Annotated in this window: 14 protein-coding genes; 9 read left to right on the forward strand and 5 right to left on the reverse strand. The window is 33.5% G+C overall.

Annotation, left to right across the window (positions count from 1 at the left end; genetic code table 11):
- Positions 1–272: 272 nt before the first annotated feature.
- Positions 273–1,259 carry an ATP-binding response regulator gene (locus BC781_RS14755; RefSeq protein ID WP_109619076.1) on the reverse strand — a complete coding sequence of 329 codons (987 nt, stop codon included), beginning with the start codon at positions 1,257–1,259 and terminating at the stop codon, positions 273–275.
- 151 nt (positions 1,260–1,410) lie between these two features.
- Positions 1,411–3,546, reverse strand: a complete 2,136-nt coding sequence (locus BC781_RS14760) for a thioredoxin domain-containing protein (protein ID WP_245935621.1) — start codon at positions 3,544–3,546, stop codon at positions 1,411–1,413.
- 331 nt (positions 3,547–3,877) lie between these two features.
- Here BC781_RS14760 and BC781_RS14765 point away from each other — a divergent pair, with 331 nt between their 5' ends.
- From BC781_RS14765 to BC781_RS14785, 5 genes are all read left to right on the forward strand, one after another.
- Positions 3,878–4,432: a hypothetical protein gene (locus tag BC781_RS14765; RefSeq protein WP_146201698.1), complete on the forward strand. Its 555-nt coding sequence runs from the start codon at positions 3,878–3,880 to the stop codon at positions 4,430–4,432.
- 31 nt (positions 4,433–4,463) lie between these two features.
- On the forward strand, positions 4,464–5,291 hold the full coding sequence (locus tag BC781_RS14770) for a CHAD domain-containing protein (protein WP_109619080.1): 828 nt from the start codon (positions 4,464–4,466) through the stop codon (positions 5,289–5,291).
- Positions 5,292–5,439: 148 nt separating this feature from the next.
- Entirely contained in the window at positions 5,440–6,423 is a 984-nt protein-coding gene (locus tag BC781_RS14775) for an oxidoreductase family protein (RefSeq protein WP_109619082.1), read from the forward strand.
- A gap of 3 nt (positions 6,424–6,426) precedes the next feature.
- Entirely contained in the window at positions 6,427–7,308 is an 882-nt protein-coding gene (locus BC781_RS14780; RefSeq protein ID WP_109619084.1) for a 3'(2'),5'-bisphosphate nucleotidase CysQ family protein, read from the forward strand.
- A gap of 207 nt (positions 7,309–7,515) precedes the next feature.
- On the forward strand, positions 7,516–8,250 hold the full coding sequence (locus BC781_RS14785) for an alpha/beta hydrolase (protein WP_158281493.1): 735 nt from the start codon (positions 7,516–7,518) through the stop codon (positions 8,248–8,250).
- A 118-nt stretch (positions 8,251–8,368) separates the two neighbouring features.
- Here the strand turns inward: BC781_RS14785 and BC781_RS14790 are convergent, their stop codons facing one another.
- Positions 8,369–9,667, reverse strand: a complete 1,299-nt coding sequence (locus BC781_RS14790; protein WP_109619088.1) for a D-alanyl-D-alanine carboxypeptidase/D-alanyl-D-alanine-endopeptidase — start codon at positions 9,665–9,667, stop codon at positions 8,369–8,371.
- 52 nt (positions 9,668–9,719) lie between these two features.
- A complete protein-coding gene (locus BC781_RS14795; protein WP_109619090.1) occupies positions 9,720–10,295 on the reverse strand; it encodes a 3'-5' exonuclease in 576 nt (191 codons plus the stop codon).
- Positions 10,296–10,881: 586 nt separating this feature from the next.
- Between BC781_RS14795 and BC781_RS14800 the strand changes: the two genes are divergently transcribed.
- The 3 genes from BC781_RS14800 (at position 10,882) to BC781_RS14810 (ending at position 16,999) form a co-directional block, all read left to right on the forward strand.
- Positions 10,882–12,144: a tetratricopeptide repeat protein gene (locus BC781_RS14800; protein WP_109619092.1), complete on the forward strand. Its 1,263-nt coding sequence runs from the start codon at positions 10,882–10,884 to the stop codon at positions 12,142–12,144.
- Positions 12,145–12,265: 121 nt separating this feature from the next.
- A complete protein-coding gene (locus BC781_RS14805) occupies positions 12,266–14,479 on the forward strand; it encodes a 7TM diverse intracellular signaling domain-containing protein (RefSeq protein WP_146201699.1) in 2,214 nt (737 codons plus the stop codon).
- A gap of 84 nt (positions 14,480–14,563) precedes the next feature.
- Complete coding sequence (locus BC781_RS14810; RefSeq protein ID WP_109619096.1) at positions 14,564–16,999, forward strand: bifunctional UDP-N-acetylmuramoyl-tripeptide:D-alanyl-D-alanine ligase/alanine racemase; 2,436 nt, start codon at positions 14,564–14,566, stop codon at positions 16,997–16,999.
- Positions 17,000–17,056: 57 nt separating this feature from the next.
- Here BC781_RS14810 and BC781_RS14815 read toward each other — a convergent pair whose 3' ends face one another.
- Entirely contained in the window at positions 17,057–18,253 is a 1,197-nt protein-coding gene (locus tag BC781_RS14815) for a hypothetical protein (RefSeq protein WP_109619097.1), read from the reverse strand.
- Positions 18,254–18,485: 232 nt separating this feature from the next.
- Here BC781_RS14815 and BC781_RS14820 point away from each other — a divergent pair, with 232 nt between their 5' ends.
- Positions 18,486–19,592 (forward strand): SPOR domain-containing protein, encoded by a 1,107-nt coding sequence (locus BC781_RS14820; RefSeq protein WP_109619098.1) that lies wholly within the window; start codon positions 18,486–18,488, stop codon positions 19,590–19,592.
- Positions 19,593–19,622: the final 30 nt, after the last annotated feature.

Here is a 19,622-nt window from a genome sequence, read left to right on the forward strand (position 1 = left end):
TTATTACTGCCAAATGTAACACAGCTCACTAAGAATAGTACTTTTAAAAGAAAGATTAATAAGGCGGTTAATAGTCCTTTTGACATACAAGTATTTTAATCTTAGTCGTTCAATTAATTATTGAAATATAATTGACGTTTTTTGAAAAAAACACCCTTTTTCTAAATGTAACTATTTATTGATTTACTCTAATGTGATCTGTAACATCTACGTAAAGAACAGGTACGATAAACGCTATTTTAATTTAATATATAGAACTTTTTACCCCTATTTTACTTCTCTGAAACAGTTAAGAGATTTGGTATTTTAAGCTGAACTTTAACCCCTTTATTGTAGTCTGAGTAAAACTGTAATTCACTATTTTTCCAATATTGAGATCGTTTTTCTAGACTTCTAGGAACAGTATAAGGCTTATTGAACCCTTTGCCATTATCTTCAATTGATAGGTTTAATTCATTCTCTATAACATGTAGTCCTATTTTAACATCTGAGGCTTGAGCATACTTTGTAATATTTGAAAGGGACTCAAGTACGAAATAGTAAATTTGAAGAGCATCCTCGTTTGTTAAGTGATCAATGTTATGAGTAAAAGTGATATTTAGATCTTCCCAAGTATTCAATGAGTTGATCATTTCTTCTATGGCAGGGATTAGACCTTCACTTTCAATGATTGGATGCATACTGTTGTTGCTAATCCATTGAATATCGGATAAGGCATTTTCAACATTTTCAGCAGCATTTTCAATGAGTTCTAATTGTCTATCATTCATTCCTTCAGGATGAATGGTAGTGAGGCTGTTTAGCGCAAAGTGTGTATGAATCAGTTGTTGTTTTATGCCGTCATGAAGATCATGTTGAATTTGTTGGTATACTTGATCTTTAACCTCTTTTCTGATCTGATTTTTTCTAGTTTGCTGAAATTGAATAGTGGATAAAACTTTTCTTTCATCAAGTGGTAAACTGAAATAATGATCTAAACCATGTTCATATCCAATGTTGTTAAACTCATTTTCGGCAAGGATATAAAATGATGAAAAATGAAGAGTCTCTATTTTTCTGATATAACGTAGTACACCTGCACCTGTCATATCAGGTAAATCTTGGCTACAAAAAATAATGTCTGGTTTCTGTTTTGATGCGATTAGCACCCCTGCTTCTCCATATTCAGCATAATAAATTTCAGTAGTTAGTTTCGATAAAATTTGGGTCAAACTTAAGGTAATGGAATCGTTATTCTCAATAATGAGGATTCTATACATAAGAAGTGGTTTTAGGATATAAAAGGGAGCAATAAAGCCCCCTTTCAGCTGGTTGAATTTATCACAAACGTGAATAGTTACTTCTCATAGACACTCGTAATAGAGGTTTCGTTCCTGTTTTTAGTTCCCCTTTTTATCACAGCATGAAACCTTATTGAATATCTTCCAATATTTTGAATGCTTCTTCTACAGAATGGACTGGAATCTTGCAGGCTTTGTTTTGACAGATATAAATAGTCGTTTCTCCTTCTTTAGCAGATCTGTTTTGGAATAATGGTAAATCACTTTTTTCCTCTGTTGCTAAGATGATATTGAAAGGTGCGTATTGACTTGAAAAAGCATTAGCAACTTTTTGATATTTTTTCCCAACAATCACAATTTCAGTGGTAGGCTTCATTTGTAAAGCATATAAACTTCCCCAATTAGTCAAATACTGCACGTCTTTTTCGAGCAGAGGATTGATATTTGAAAGCATATCACGACTAATTGACATATATTTTTCATCTGAGAAAAACTCACCAATCAAGTAGAGATTTGTAGCCATTATTGAGTTCGAAGCTGGAATTACATTATCGAATATCTCTTTTTTTCGGGCAATTAAAACTTCAGATGTTGCATCAGTGAAATAGAAAAAGCCTTCATTTTCATCATAGAAATTACGAAGTGTGTAGTCTGTAATGGATTTAGCGATATTTAACCACTTCTCGTCAAAGCAAATCTGATATAAACTGATGTAAGCAGAGATGAGAGCTGCGTAATCTTCTAAATAGCCATCAATTCCTGCGTTGCCATCTTTGTATCTTCTCAGAAGTCTAAAATTATCTTGTAGCATATTTTTCTCCAAGAACTCTGCATTCTTCAAAGCAAGATCTTTATATGCTTCATTTTCTGTAGCTGTATAAGTATCACAAAGTCCTTTTAGCAGAAGTGCATTCCAAGAGGTCAATACTTTATCATCCAATCCTGGGCGAAATTTTTTCTCTCTTTCTTCTAACAATTGAACTTTCCAAGTATCTATTTTCCGTTGAAGTTCTTCGGATGATAGTTCATATTTTTCTTCAATCTGAGATAGATCATTTACTCTATAAAGAATGTTTTCGCCATGTTCCCAGTTACCATTGTTTTTGATTTGATAAATATCAGCAAAAAGTTCATAGTCATCTGCAAGTAGTTCTTTCAGATGATTTGCATTCCAAATGTAGAATTTCCCTTCAATTCCCTCTGAGTCAGCATCCAAGGCAGAGTAAATTCCGTTACTTTTATCTAAAAGTTCCCTTTCTATAAATGAGACTGTTTCCTCAATTACTTTCAAGTAACTTTCTTTCTTTGTGACCTTATATGCGTCAGCATAAACACTCAACAATTGACCATTGTCATAGAGCATTTTTTCAAAATGAGGAGCAAACCACTCGCCATCTACCGAATATCTGGCAAATCCACCGCCAATCTGATCGTAGATTCCTCCGTTTGCCATTCGGTCTAGTGTAAGTGTGATTTGGTCTAAAGCTCTTTTATCGTTTGAGAAGTGATAATATTTTAGAAGAAAATTATAAATGGATGGCATTGGGAATTTTGGAGCCTTGTTCATCCCACCATCTACAGTATCGAAGTGTGGAGCAAAGTTGAAGAACATTTGCTCAAAACGATCTGTCGAAAAATCATCAGAACTACTAAGTTGAAATCTTTCTAATTCATCTACATTCAATCGTTCTTTTATTTTCTCTGCGGATTGCTGGATTTCTCCTATCTGATTCTGATAGACTTCGGCAACTCTTACCAATAAATTGCTCCAGCCTTTTGGAGGAAAATAAGTCCCACCATAAAATGGTTTCTGATCTGGAGTTAGGAATACATTAAGAGGCCAACCTCCTTGCTGTCCCATAAGTTGTACTGCCTCCATGTAAATTTGATCAATATCGGGTCTTTCTTCTCTATCAATTTTGATACAGACATAGTTATCATTCATGATTTGAGCAATCTCTTTATTTTCAAAAGACTCATGCTCCATAACATGACACCAATGACAAGAAGAATAGCCTATACTCACGATGATAGGTTTATCTTCTTTTTTAGCTTTTTCTAGTGCTTCTTTTCCCCAAGGATACCAATCTACAGGATTATATGCATGCTGTAATAGGTACGGACTTGATTCATGTATTAATCGATTAGCAGTTTTTTGAGTGTCCATATCTGTGTTGGTGATGTGATTTTTACTTTGACAAGACATCAGAAACAAGATGATGATGTCTATAGTGATAAATATTCTCTGGTTACTTATGATTTTCATAAACCTAACACAAAGTCTAGAAATTAGTTGGAAGGTATCTTAAATAAAATACTTGTTTAAAGTGAAAATGAGCGTCTAGCTGAATTTAACTTTATAGAAACGATTTATTCTGAAAATTACTCAGATAAGAAAAGACTATAAATACCTTAGTTTCTTACGCATTCGGAACTTCCGACTTGTATAGCTGCTTAATATAATAGACAAAAATTAGCTCTAATATTTTCAAATAGAAGGAATTGAAAATATTGATGGATTTCAATTTGTGGGATAAGCTGGGCATCCGAATGAACAGTGCGTAGTTTCTCCAGTTGATGATTAGCCTACGTTACTTATGGAAACTTTACTATTTATATTTTCTTTAATGATAGCCAGTGGAATTGGCATTTTTCTAATTGATCAATCAAGAAAAAGGTATAGAAATGCAATACGAAAAATCTCTAATAGTGATGTGATTGAGATGTTAACTCAAAATAAAATGCAAATCACTCTCAATGAGTTTACGAGTATTTCTGGACTGAATAAGGATGATGCCAAGTACAAATTGTCATCTATGCTTGCTCAAGGTATATTAAGTATAGAATATGATGAGCATTACAGAACAGTTTATGTTCTTAGTGAAACAGTCAGAAGTGTACTTAAAAGTCCTTATTATACAAAGCTCCAATGTAGAGTAAGCGATAGTGATGTCATACGTTTTGCATCTCTTTCTCAAGGAAAATTAAGTATTGCATCACTGACAATGAAAGCAAAGATTACAGTGGATGAAGCAAGAAATAAATTGGACGAATTACATGAAAAAGGGATTTTCCAAATGATAGTTTGTGATGAAGGGCATATCACTTATCACTTAAACGATCCTGATTTGGTAAGACAACGTATCGGTTAGAAGTTTCCATTAAGCATAGAATATAAATTTCATGATTGGAGAAAGGGTCATTGGCTATTATCAAGAAATCAAGGAAAGTATTAGAGTTAATTTGAATACTGCCTACGAAAATAAAGATGTAGAAAGTATTCACCAGATGCGTGTTTCTTTTAAGCAGATGAAGTCACTTTTTAACCTTATAAAACTTATTTCTGAGAATGAATATGATACTGACGATAATTTTAAACCCTTTCATGAAATTTATAAATCAGCGGGCTATCTCAGAGATGTACAATTACAATATGCAGAGTTTGAAAAACATCTGACTACAAAAGATAAACCTTATAAAAGACTGTTAGAATTTCTGTCCAAAGAAGAAGAACAGGCATTTGATCAATTCAGAAATGAAGTTTTTGAGTTTGATCTTCATTCTTTAAGTTTTATAGAAGACAGAATTAAGGTGGCTGTCAAAGATGCCGATGAAAAAAAAGTATTGACTCAAGCTGTGAACTTTGCTCAAGATAATGTTTACACCATGCACGATATTTTTTCAGAAGGCACGAAAATCAAACGTTTTCATAAAATCAGGACTTTAGCAAAAGAAACATTCTACATCCTTCAATTCATAAATCAGCAAATTCTATTAACTCAGCTCGTTTTTATTAATCATGCAAAACTTAAGAAGTTAGGAGTAGTTTTAGGGAAATGGCATGACTACGAGGTATTTGAGAAAAAAGTGATAAAACTAAATGATAGTCATCCAATGTTCAAAGAACCTGACTTTTTAAAGCTAACTTCAGAGTTACATATCAAGAAGGATAAACTTCTAAACAGGGCGATCGATCTAATGCATAAAGATGGTCAAGTAGTTTTAAGGTAAATCTATGCTATTTATAATAGTCATTTTTTTAAAAGACTTGATTTCTAGTTAGAGTACACATATTCTATAGTTAATTCTTCACTTGTATATTGTTTAAAGATGCTTGTATTATCTTTGAAGAATATCAAGAATAAGTAATTACTAATCGATGAACGAGTACTTTAAATCCGTTATTCTTAAATCAACAAATGCGAAAGCCATAAAAGAGTCTATTTTAATTCAGAATTTATGGAGTGGTTACGGAGAGATTTTAAGAATTAAATTGGAAGAAGCAGATGTAGAAAGTGTTGTTATTAAACATGTCAAACTTCCATTAGATTCCGCCCACCCAAGAGGTTGGAATACCGATTTTTCCCATCAACGAAAAGTGAAATCCTATCAAGTAGAAACATATTGGTATCAACATTTTGCAATGAATTGTGATGATGAATGTAGAATTCCTAAATGTTTGGCATTCGAAAGCAAGGATGGAGAAGTTTTGATGGTTTTGGAGGATTTAGATGCTAGTGGATTTCCTGAAAGAAAACATTCAGTAAGTTGGACTGAAATAAAATCGTGCTTGCATTGGTTAGCAAATTTTCATGCTTCATTTCTTGGAGAAAAACCAACAGGTTTGTGGGAAATTGGAACGTATTGGCATTTAGATACTCGTCCAGATGAGTTTGAGGAACTAACAGATAAAGACTTAAAGCAATATGCAAAAGATATAGATGAGGTTCTGAAAAATGCTAATTTTCAAACCTTTGTACATGGCGATGCTAAATTGGCAAACTTCTGTTTTTCTTCTGATGGTCAAAAAGCATCTGCGGTAGATTTTCAGTATGTAGGTGGCGGTTGTGGAATGAAAGATCTTGTTTATTTTATTGGTAGCTGTCTCAACGAAAATGAGTGTGAACTTTATGAGCAAGAGTTGCTCGATATTTACTTCCAAGAACTGAAGAAGGCGCTTGAGCAGAAAGATTCTCCAATTAACTTTGATGATTTAGAAAAAGAATGGAGAACACTTTTTCCTTATGCATGGACAGATTTTCATCGTTTCTTGAAGGGGTGGAGTCCCGGACATTGGAAAATCAATTCTTATAGTGAAAGACTAGCAAGAGAGGTGGTCAAGGATATCAAAAGTAAAAGTTAGCTTATGAAATTGAATGAGGAACAGTTGGTAGAATTGAGTTTGATTGCCCAAGAAGCAACTCTCCGAGCGGGTGAAATTGTGAAACAGTATTTCCAAAAAAGTATCTTGGTTCACCAAAAGGAAGGAGGTGAAAGTCTTGCTTCCCAAGTTTTTACTGAAGCTGATATAGAAAGTCAAAATAAAATATTGGAAGTACTCGATTTCACTTTTTCAGAATTCGATTTAGGACTCTTGACCGAAGAAGCAGAAGATGACTCTAGCCGATTTGAGAAAGATTATTTCTGGTGTGTAGACCCTTTAGATGGAACTTTACCCTTCACTGAAGGGAAGTCTGGCTTTTCTATTTCTGTGGCATTAGTTTCTAAAGAAGGAATACCTGTTATAGGTGTAGTTTACGACCCAATTGTCAATCACTTATACAGGGCAATAAGTGGGGAAGGAGTATATAAAAATGATACTTTATGGAATTTCAAGAATGATAAATGCAGCTCTAATTTGTCATTTTATACAGATCGTAGCTTTTTAAGTCATGCCTCTTTCCCTAAGGTAAAAGAAGCTTTAGACAGTCTTAGAAAAGAATTAACCTTAGAAGATCTTGAAATTATTGGGTATGGAGGTGCTGTGATGAATGCTATCTGGGCTTTGGAGAACCATCCTGCTTGTTATTTTAAGTTTCCTAAGTCGAATAAAGGAGGAGGAAGCTTGTGGGATTTTGCTGCGACAGTTTGTATTTATCGGGAGCTAGGCGCAAATACATCTGATATGTATGGAAAAACATTAAGCCTAAATTCAGATCAATCAATTTTCATGAATGAAGTTGGAGTTTTATACGCTACAGATCACAGAATCTCAGATTTTCTTTTAGAGATGTATAAAGATTTGTAAGTATAATTCCTTTAAAAGATATAATCATTAAAATGAAGTATAAGTCTAATATTGGTATTGATTGTTCTTATGGATAAGTCCATTTAGATTAAAATATACTTATAAATCAAGATGTTTAGAGCCTTATACTTTACTTTCTTATTCAGCTTTTTCTGCTTCAGAGTTTTCGCGTCAGAGATTAAAAATATCATTGTTCATAGCGATGTAATGAATAAAGATATTCAAGTGACGGTCTTATTGCCTAACGACTATGACAGGGATAAGCTAGTTCATTTTCCTGTTTTGTATTTATTACATGGTTTTGATGGAGGACATAAGAGCTTTATAGATAAGATTAAGTTTTTAGATAACTATGTAGATAATGGAGGATATATCGTAGTATGTCCTGATGGTGGTACTGATAGTTGGTATTTGGATAGCCCTATGGAACCAGCGTATAAGTACACTACGTTTATTGGAACTGAATTAGTAGAACATATTGATCAATTCTTTAGAACCATTCCAAAAAAAGAAGCTAGAGGAATTGCAGGAATAAGCATGGGTGGTTTTGGTGCGTTTCATGTGGCTTTCAGAAAACCTCAAACTTTTTTTGTGATAGGTTCAATGAGTGGCGTGGTAGATTTTAGATTGTTTTCAAAACACTGGGAAAGATGGGGATTGATTAAACTTTTGGGAGAATATGTGCTCTATGAAGAATTGTGGGATCAAGAAATCATTGTGAATCAGCTAAAGATATTAAAAGAGAATAACTATAGAATGATCATTGATTGTGGGTTGAATGATGAAATGATAAATGTGAATAGGAATTTGCATGATGCTTTAGTCAAAGAAAAAATACCTCATACCTATATAGAAAGACCTGGTGCTCATGACTGGGATTATTGGAATGTTGCACTCAGAGTCCAAATGGACTACTTTAAATATAGTTTTTACAGGGAATAGAAAATGCCCGTTCTTAGGGGAGATAAGAAACGGGCATCTGTAGACATCTAATCTATTTCATTATTAAGACAATGAAAAATGCCATTTAGGCAAAAAGATGTAAGAAAATTGTGATATTTTAATAATTTTCTCTCAAATAGTTTAACACCTCATTAATTCCTCCCTTTATTTCTGTTGAAGAATAAAGGTAGTTATTGTGCATAAAGCTAAATACAAGAACTTTCCCTTTAGCTGTGATTAAATAACCACTCAAACAGTGATTATTCGATAAAGTGCCTGTTTTAGCATACACAAATGGCTTCTCAGATTTATAATAATTTTTTAGGGTACCTCTTACGCCACCTATCGGAAAAAATTGGAACAAATAATCTTGATCGAAATCTTTATATAAATCACTAAGAATACCGACAAAGTTTTCTGGAGTATTAAGATTGTATCTCGAAAGTCCCGATCCGTCTGTCCAACGTACAGGACTTGGAAGGAAATTAAACAGGCTATCAGATACATATTGAATCATTTTTTCAGAGCTAAGAACACCTAATTTCTCATGAGCGGAATGAATCAGAAGTTGTTCTGCTAAGAAATTATCACTTTCCCACATCATCTTTCGGAGTACAGAATCTCTGTCAACACTCAAAATTTCACCTTGTTTAAATTCTCTGAATGCACTATCAAACTCAATGAGTTGAATAGAATCGCTTAGTGCATTTTCTAATAGTTCTTGAGCAGATTCGTATGACCAATGAAATGGAATTTCTCTTTTTCTTTGTGTAAGCTTTTCAGGGTTGTAGGCAAATGTATTTTTATCCCAAGTTCTATCTAGTCTTGCACCTTGAGAATCTGCTGAAAATTGATGATTAAAAGATGATGGATAAACATCTAATTGATCATCATTCATAGAAACGTTGACTACATTTCCAGCTATTGGGAGTGCAGATCTTTCTGCCGAAAAATAATAGGTATAATCATCCCAAGCCCAACCAGCTCCTAAGTTGTCTTCTTCATATGGTCTTTTAGCTAGTAGAATTTGTTTACCTTCTGTCAAGCTATCCAATACATGTTGGGTTTGAGCATATTCCCATGATGAGTGGAGTAAAGTAGGTTCTCCCGTTCCCCAAATAATAATAGAGTCTCCTTTACTAAAATATTCTAGAGAGGTTAAGGTATCAGGTAAAGATTTTAAAGCGGTATAGAAAGTTAGAATTTTAGTATTTGAGGCAGGGGTAAAGTATTTATCCGCATTGTGCGAAACAATACTTTTTTGAGTACTAGGGTCATAGACATAAAGTCCGATATGGTGCTGTTGAAAAAGTGGATACTTCTCAATTGTCTTGACAGTATTTTTCTGAATCATCTGACTTTTACAAGCCGCAAATAGAAGAAGTAATAGAGGAATGAATTTTAGTAGATTTTTCATAAGCAAAAAATAAAGTAGCTCAAATCGAATTGAGCTACCACATTCATAAGGTTTATATTTGTATTATATTTCTTTTTTTCAACTCGAAGAAACATCTTGCACAAGCTTCTACATCAGCTAATGCGTCATGAGCACCTTCAAATCCTTCCTCAAATAAAAATGTATGTAATTCCATAAGTGTTGGCCACTTGTAGCCATAAGGCCCTGGTATTTTACAATAGTCAGTAGAGCTATCTTTTGTACATATTTTTTGAGGCTTATTTTGAGATCGCATCATGAAACGAATGAATTCTGCACCCGCAACATTGTAATCGTAACTCATATTGTGCGCAATCAAATAATTTGATTCTTCCAGTTTATCTTTAAAAGAATTAAGCGCATCTGTAATTGGAATACCTTCAGCTTCAGATTTTTCTTGACTAAAGCCATTTTCAATCCAAAAAGTATCTGTAGGCATCACCCAACCATCGGGTTTAATAAGGTCAACTTTCTTTTCAACTAATTGGTAGCTATCGTCATAAAAAGCCCAAGCTAATTGAATGATTCTCGGCCAATTATCCAGATCAGTCATCGGTGCCTTCCAATTTTTAGGTAGTCCTGTAGTTTCTGTATCGAATACTAAATACATTCTGATGTTTGATATTGTAGTTTGAATTGTAGGGATTGTATTATTCAAATATAGTCAAAACTTCAAAAATGAATCTAATGGTATTCAGTGATTCTGAAGTAAAGAATTAAATCAAGCTTAGGGGAAGAATTAGCTCTTTGAGGTCGAAAATACTTACATAGGTAGGTTAAAATTTTTCAAAAGCAGCCAAAGTATTCATTTACCAAATTCTAGGCTGAATTTGAAGCTTATCTCCCATAAAGGGCATGTGATATCGACCTGGTTTGTTTGAAAAAAGGTCAATTGAGTACTCTTTTTTACTAAAGAATATTACGATAGGGTATCAAGGGCTATGAAACGTTTTGGGGTGCGTGGAAGTTTACTAGGTGATATCAATCTTAAGCATGCTTAACAGTTTAACCTATTGACTATTAATCAAAAATCTGATCATTATGAGACCTAAATTCAAATCTGGATCAAGCAACAAATCATCTAACGTTTGGTAGATAGAGATGCTTATACCTTAAGGGTATTAGAAGAAAAATCTTAAAAAGTTTCACGGCTGTCCTGTCTAAAATAGGACAGCCATTTTTAATTCAAACCTATTATGTCTCAACATTTTCTTCTCGATTGTTATCGTCCATTTCTTGATCTTTCCTTTCAAAATGTGGAGGGACGACCATTGTTTGTAGAAAATCTTATTCGTGAGATTAAAAACTGGAAAGGAGTAGGTAATCTCCTTCCATTGCATGTATCTATCACTTCGTCTTTCCGAGAAAATCTTTACAAAAGTTTATATCTCACTCATTCTGCTATTGATTCTCCTGTCGATCTTTTATTTTCTGAGAGATCAGATGATTGGCGAATTTTGTGTAATCAAGTCACAAATTTCCAACAATTAGATTCAGTAGAGAAAGTAAGTGTTGTAAAACTTCTGAAAGCCTTAGGTTTTTTAGAGCTCATCAATCAATTGTTACTGTCTGAAGATTTTACTAATTCTTCAGATAAAGCCGAATTGGAATTATTGTTTCTTCACAAACAGGTTCGGTACCTTCTTTCAATGGAAGAGAAGTCAGTTTATCAAATAGAGGAAATTGAAAGTTTAGTAAGCAAACTACCAGAGAATTCTATTCTTAAAGCCGATGCCATTTATCAAGTGATTGTTCAGTATGCAAAGTTGGAATTTAACGCTGAAAAAATTGATAAATACCTCCCTCAACTATTGAATGTAATTGAGAACAACAAGGAGTTTAGAAGCGAGAATCATTACTATGAATATATGAGTAGGTATTACAGAGTTGGGGCATTTTCACCTATGATTCATAAGAATAATGCTGAGATGGTAGAGATGATGGATAAAGCTCAGAAATATGCGCAAGATATAATCATCGAAAGTGAGGAAGATACCATTTTCAAAGCAGCTGTTTTGTTTCCAGTTCTTGAGAGTAGAATTAAAGAAAACTATTATCTAAAACACAATGAATCAGCTCTTAAGTATGCAAAAGAACTTAAAGAACTTTGTCCTAAAGATTCGATCGCATTGGTGGAGTTAGGGGAGGCATATCTAGAATTGGAAAAGGTTGATGAAGCTAAGTCTTGTTATTTAGAAGCTCTTAATTATGGTGTAAATGGTAGAGCAATGATTTACTTTTTGTTAGGATATTGTTATGAACATTTAGTCCAGTTTGAGGAAGCAAAATTTGCGTATCAACAATCTTATAGAATAGACCATACAGCTTTGAGTGCAATTGAAGGTTTAGAAAGAATAGCATATTTGACAGATGATAATCAACTTTTACACGAAATGAGAATAGTTAAAACTGAGTTAGGGAATATTGAAACTATTGAAAAAGCTTATCAGCAAAAGTGATTTTTGAATTAATTCATCAATTCCAATTGGTCACACATGTAATAATCAGCCCAAGTCTCTTTCACCTTAAGCTATAAACAGTGGTATCTTTTACTTGTTATTACCAATTATATTGATTGTGATGTATCAAGAATCTATCCTGTATCCTTATTTAAGAGCTTTAATCGTAACATTTTCTTTTTCATTGTTTAGTGCATCAACAGCCGTGTCTTCATCAGTGAAAGAGTCGGACTTGATAAAGGAAAATGTTTTGTTTTATGTAGATGAAGGGAATGTACACGATTTCCAATCCATCAATTCTTTATTTGATGAGTTTAAATTTCTTTCCGATCACTCTTTTCCTGAAATAGGGGAGAATCAAATATGGATGAAATTTGATTTAAGGTCGAATGAAAAAGATAACTCTTATTTTATAGAATTCCCTGATTGGGCTGAGGTTGAGTTATATGACCTAAGTGATAATGTGAAAATTGGAAATACAGGTGTTATGACATTACTGGAAGAACGCACAGTTGTTTCGGGGAATAAAAACCTAATTCCAATAGCGCTTTTTAAAGGAGTATCTGAAAATTATTTGGTAAGATTAAAAGCTAGCCATGAATATATGGTTACTCCTACTGATTTGTCTTTTAAGACTTATCCTCAAGCAAAATTTAATGAAGAGAATTTATTAAGAAGAAACATATCATACTTCTTTCTCGGAGTATTTCTGATTATGTTCTTCTATAATTTCTTTGTATTCATATCTACCAATGATAGGAGTTATGTTTATTATTTGATGATTGTAGGGATACTCTCTATTACATCTGTCTTTAATGATGGTTATTTACTTGAGATGCTCCCTCTTAATTCTGAATTGGTAAGAGATTTTGGTCAGATTGATGTAATACTTTCAAGTATGTTGGGAATCTCGATCTTATTGTTTGTTCGCAGATTTCACCAACTCACTACATTTGATCCTCTTTTCAATAGAATCACTCTTATCATTATTGCATCTCTTGTCCTTGTTACGCTACCAGACTTATTTGGGCAAGTAGCTTTATCTGCAAATCTAAGTTCTTTACTAGGTTTACTAACTTTTCTTTTTGTCTTAATCATTTCTATCAGGAGCTACCTCAGAAAATATCCTTCTTCAGAATATTTCTTATTGGCTTATATTTTCTTCATTGCGGGTTTCATGACTTATTTGTTTAAATCAATTGGTCTTATTCCTTCCAGTTTATGGACTGATTTTTCAATGTTGATTGGCTCATCAATAGAAACGGTATTGTTCTCTTTCGCCTTGTCAAATCGAATTAATATACTGAAGAAAGAGAATGAAGAAAAACAAGAAGAAATCATCCAACATCTTCAAGTAAATTCTGATTTACAGACCAAAGTAAATAGAGAGCTTGAAGGAAAGGTGATGGAAAGAACAAAAGAGATTAAAGATCAGAACACAAAACTTCATAAGCAGCAAAAAGAACTAATCACACTGAATGAAGAAATTCGTCAACAAAATGAAGAAATAAGTGCTCAACGCGATATGGTACAGGAGAAATCAAAGCTTCTGGAAAATGCAATGCTTGATATCCAACGTAAGAACAATGATATCTTGTCGAGTATTAATTATGCCAAGAAAATTCAGAATGCCATATTCCCAAGAAAAGAAGAGCTAGATCGTCATTTGAATGAACATTTTATTCTTTTCAAACCAAGAGATATTGTAAGTGGTGATTTTTATTGGTTCAAAGAGCATAATGAAAAATTAGCTTTAGCAGTTGTAGATTGTACAGGACATGGTGTACCTGGTGCATTTATGTCAATGATAGGAGACGTGTTACTCAACAATATCATTCTTCAAACTCAAAACCCTGAACGAATTCTATATGCTTTAGATCATGGAATAAGAAATGTATTGGGGCAAGATAAAGGTGGAGATCGAAATGATGGAATGGATTTGTCTATTTGTGTGATTGATAGAGCAGAGCAAACACTTACTTATTGTGGTGCAAACTCACCGCTTTTTATGGTGAAACAAGATGGTGAAGAACACCTCTTTACCCCAAATAAGTGTGCAATCGGAGGGCATAATAAGAAAGAGAAAATTTTCCAATCGAGGGTGATACCTCTAGAACAAGGTACTAATTATTATATGTATTCTGATGGATTCCAAGATCAATTTGGAGGGCCAGATAACAGAAAGTATATGTCTAAAAGGTTTAGAAAGACTTTGTTAGATGGAAGTGCATTTACGATGGAAACTCAAAGACAACTTCTGAATGAATCTTTTGAAAATTGGAAAGGAAAAGGAAAGCAAATAGATGATGTTTTAGTTTTTGGATTTAGAGTTTAATAATTTAAACAATATATGTTGCGGAATTTTGAAATATGAAAAGATAATATTGTAACTTTTCAAAAATTCAGAATTCTTACAATAATGCAAACTGCTGAACTGCTTAAAAATCAAACTATCAAATTTATAGAAGTTGATAGTCGTAAAGTAATATCTCCATCGCAAACACTTTTTGTCGCATTAAGCGGACAAAAAACCGATGGACACCATTATATTTCTGAGTTATACAAACAAGGGTGTAGAAGTTTTCTTTGTCAGAAAGGGAAAGTTAATTTCGATGCTTTTCCAGAAGCAGTCTTTTATGAAGTCGAAGATACTTTAGTTAGTTTTCAAGAGCTTATTCAAGATCATCGTCAGCGGTTCACTTATCCTGTAATTGGAATAACGGGAAGTAATGGAAAAACCATTATTAAAGAGTGGTTATATACCTTATTAGAGGAAGATTTTAGAGTCGTAAAAAGTCCTAAAAGTTATAATTCACAAATTGGAGTACCTCTTTCAGTTTGGCAAATGAAGCCAGTACATGAAATAGGTATTTTTGAAGCAGGAGTATCTAAAAAAGGAGAGATGCTTAATCTTCAAAAAATGATTCAACCCACCACAGGGATTTTTACAAACATTGGACAAGCTCATGGAGAGGGTTTTTCTTCTATGAAAGAAAAAGTTGAGGAAAAAGCCTCTCTATTTAAAGATAGTTCTTGTGTTATTTATTGTAAAGATCATCAGCTTGTCGATGACGTTCTGAATAATCAAATACATCTTTCTTGGAGTACAACAAACCCTACTGCAGATTTTTATTTTGAGCTGGAGTCTAAATCAGAGTCTGGAACAACTTTTTATTATAGTGAGGACGATATAAAGTTAAGTTTTCCATTTGCAGATCAAGCATCTCTTGAAAATGCATTTCATTGTGTCATTACATTAAAACATTTAGGCTACAAATGGGAGGTTATTCAACAAAAACTACCTCTATTGAAAGGAATCCCTATGCGTTTTTCTCTTAAAGAAGGGAGAAATAATTGTCTTGTAGTTGATGATACATATAACAATGATTTGGCAGGGCTCTCAATGGCAATAGACTTTTTGCATACACATTCTGCTGGTAAGATAAAGGCTGTAGTTTTTTCAGATTTTTTGGAACATCAAATTCCATCTAAAGAACTTTACTTGAACTTCACATCCCTTCTAAAACAGAAAGGAGTAGAACGAGTGGTAGGAATTGGTGATATGACTTTTAAAAATCAGTCTTTCTTTACAGACTTTGAATCCCAGTTTTTCCCAACTACCGAAGACTTTTTGTTGAAACTTTCTAAAAGTACAGTATTTAAAGATGAAGCAATACTTGTAAAAGGCGGTAGAAGTTTTGCCTTTGAGAAGGTTGTCAAGTTTTTGGAACAAAGAGTTCATGGGACTAGCCTCGAAATAAATATGGAAGCCATCGCTCATAATCTGATGGTATATAGGAGTCTATTAAAGCCAAGTACCAAAATTATGGTTATGGTAAAAGCTCTTTCGTATGGAAGTGGAAGCCATGAAGTAGCGAGTCTTTTACAGTATCACCTAGTTGATTATTTGGGTGTGGCATACACAGATGAAGGTGTTCACCTGAGAGAAAACGGAATAAGAACACCAATTATGGTTCTAAATCCTTCTTCAGCATCTTTTGATAAAATGCTGAAATATCAACTTGAACCAGAAATCCCAAGTTTCTATTGGTTTGATCAGCTTATTAGTTTTATAGAATCAAATTATTCTGAAATAGAATCTTATCTTCCATTTAAAATTCAGTTGAATTTTGATACAGGTATGAGGAGGTTAGGTTTTGAAAAAAGTGAATTACCTAAGCTGATCGAAAAACTAAATAAATATGAAAAATGGATTGAAGTAACATCAGCCTTTACTCATTTGGCCGGTGCAGATGAAGCCTTACACGAAGAGTTTACTCTAAATCAAATTACTACTTTTAAAGAAATGGCTAATGATTTGGAGGGTAGTTTAGGATATACCGTAATTAAACATGCACTTAATTCGGCAGGAATTGGGCGTTATACTGAACATCAATTAGATATGGTACGACTTGGTATTGGTCTTTACGGTGTAGATGTGAATGGTTTCAATCAAGAAAGACTTAGACCTGTGAGTCGTTTAGTTACTTCTATATCTCAAATTAAACATATCAAAAAAGGTGAAACTGTAGGTTATGGGCGTAAAGGAATTGCTCATCAAGACATGCAAATAGCAACTATTGATATTGGTTATGCCGATGGTTTCGACCGAAGATTTAGCGGTGGAGTAGGTCAAGTAAAAGTGGCAGATACTATAGTGCCAATAATCGGAAATGTCTGTATGGATATGTCCATGATTGATGTGACAGATTTGAATGTTCAAGTAGGTGATGAGGTCGTGATTTTTGGGAACGATCCTCATATCATTGATCTAGCAAAATCTATAGGAACAATACCGTATGAAATTCTTACCAATGTTTCACAACGCGTAAAGAGAGTTTATCACTCTGAATAAAAAAAGAGATTACCTTAACTAAGGTAATCTCTTTTTTTATGAGTTTAAATCGTTAAATTATCTGATCCCCATTCCTCTAACAAGCTTGATACTCGCTCTGATTGGAGATGAAATATTTCCAGCTTTATCTTTTACTTTTACATAAATATAGCGCATTCCATCTTCCTCACCGCTTAGTTGCCATTCATGTCTGTCATGAAGTCTTCTCCAATGTGCTTGTTGGAAAGACGGAGTATTACTAATCATTATGTATTCAACATCTGTTTCGGTATTGATTTCTAAAGTGACCATTTTATTGATGTGAGTTGTTTGATTAGCTCCCCCATCAATCAATACATTAATGTATTGTGGTGCTTTGGTGTCTACAATGATATTATCAGAACAAATTGTAGATTCATTTCCTGCTTCATCTTTGAATTTTACAAATACAGTTTTTTCACCATCTTCACCTTTCAGTTGAAAATCCATAGATGTTCTGTATGGCAACCACTCAGCATCGCTAAAATTCTCATCTGTAGAAACCATAACATAGTCCGCTTGACGAGCAGATAGTTGTAAGTCCACGAATTTATTTTGCTGAAGCGTATATAATTCTCCATTATTGATTTGAACATGACAGTCAAATGGTGCTTTTCTATCTACATAAATCTCATCAGAAGAAATTTGAGAGACATTTCCCGCTGCATCTCTAGATTTTACATAAATCTTTCTGACTCCATCATTTCCGTCTTCAAGTTGCCAGTCAAGATAGTCATCTTTGATCGCTCTCCACTTTACCCCATGAAAAGAAGGTGTGTTACTTAACATGAAATACTTACCACCAGGGCAAGAAATAATTACTCCTATTTCAAGGCTTTGCTTACCATTAATATATTTAGAATCAGTATCAAATTCTACAGTAGGAGTTTCGGGTTTAGTAGTATCCAAAGTTACAGACCCAGAGTAAATAGGAGATACGTTTTTATCGATATCAGCAATTTGAACATATACCGTTTTTAGACCGTCACCTTTAGTTATTGTCCAAACAAATTCGTTTGTATAACCTACCCAATGACTATCTCGCATATCTTCATAATTAGATGCTCTAATCTTCTTCGGGATAAGGTTTTTAGGGGTTTTTACATATATTTTAATGTCTTCTGATCTTGTATATCGTCCTTCGCCTACTCTTATTCTAGTACCCTCAAAAGCTGTTTGGGCAAATAGGGCTCCATGAATGAGAAAAAGTATCGTTGTTAAGATAGCCGATTTCATATTTGGTTTTAGTTTTAGTAAAAAGATGGCACTATTTTAGCCTAGTTCCCACAAAAATAATGATCTCATCTAAAATTTTATCACTATTATAATATTTACTTACTCAATATATTAAATGTTTTAACGTTTAATCTATTGTAAATATTCTGAAATATTCTCCATTTTTACTGAGATTGATAGGAAAGATTTATATTTGGGACTTGATTTTACATTACAGCTTAGTTAGAAAACCATGAGAATACTTAAGATTGTATTCATTGCATTATTAATTAAACTATCTTTTTTGACTGTTGTTGCACAAGAGATTCAATCTGGAATGTCTTATACAATGGCGAAGCTTTCTCAGGAACCTGTGAAGGTTATAGGCGAAGTGTGGCCTGAGAATTCAAGAGAAGTTGGTGATACTACTTTTACTATTTATTCTGGAGCATCTGTTGATTTTAAAACATATTTTGTCAACGGAATGCAATATGATAATATCTTCAATCCGAACCCAACAGGGATGTACATCAATGGAAAGGAATTCCTTTTCTATTGTAGTATGGAGAAATCTATCCGACTAAACTATAACAATATCTTGGAAGCAAAGGAATTTGAATTCCTTGGTAAAAGATATTTGATGGTAGTAAGTTTTCGTGAAGATTGTTTGGGAGATAACTGTAGATATCGTTGTTATAATTTGTTTGATATCAGTAATGAAAGAAGAGTGTTTCAAACTTCTTTCTCTAGTGTGTTTCAAGGAATTGATTCATTTGGAGAATTTAATAACGATGGTAAGTTAGATTTTCTAAGGGTTGCATTAAAGCCTTCACAAGATGCTGTTGAAGGTTCAGATATAGATCATTACCTGATAACAGCTTATACTGCTGGGAAATCATCTCCAAAACAGTTGACAGACCAAGGCCATTCTTACTATCTATATGTGAATGGTGACTATGAAGTCTATGATTTTATGATCAACCAAGCTTATTGGTTCTTCGAAGTTCGAGACAGTAAGGGAGAAATTGCAAAACCGACAAAGTATTTTGCTGAATATATTTCCTTTGATCCATTGTATCAATATCTATATAATCCCGACGGAGTGCGTATAGAGAAAAATAATTGGTCAATTAAGCTGGTTAGTTTAGGAGACTTAGAGGCCGCTCAAGAATATTGTAGAGAAATTCAAGAAAAAGAATTTGAAGATGTCTACATTATGATTGACCAATATAGTGGTGACATAACGTTTCAAGTATTCGTAGGTAACTTCATTTCTAAAGATGGTGCTGAACGAGAAGCTGGAAAATTAACAACCGCAGGCATCGATGGTGATTTATTTGACCTGAGGCGTAAATATTAATTCAATAAACTTTCTTGATTCTTCTTATTA

Source organism: Sediminitomix flava (assembly GCF_003149185.1).
Taxonomy (GTDB): Bacteria; Bacteroidota; Bacteroidia; order Cytophagales; family Flammeovirgaceae; genus Sediminitomix; species Sediminitomix flava.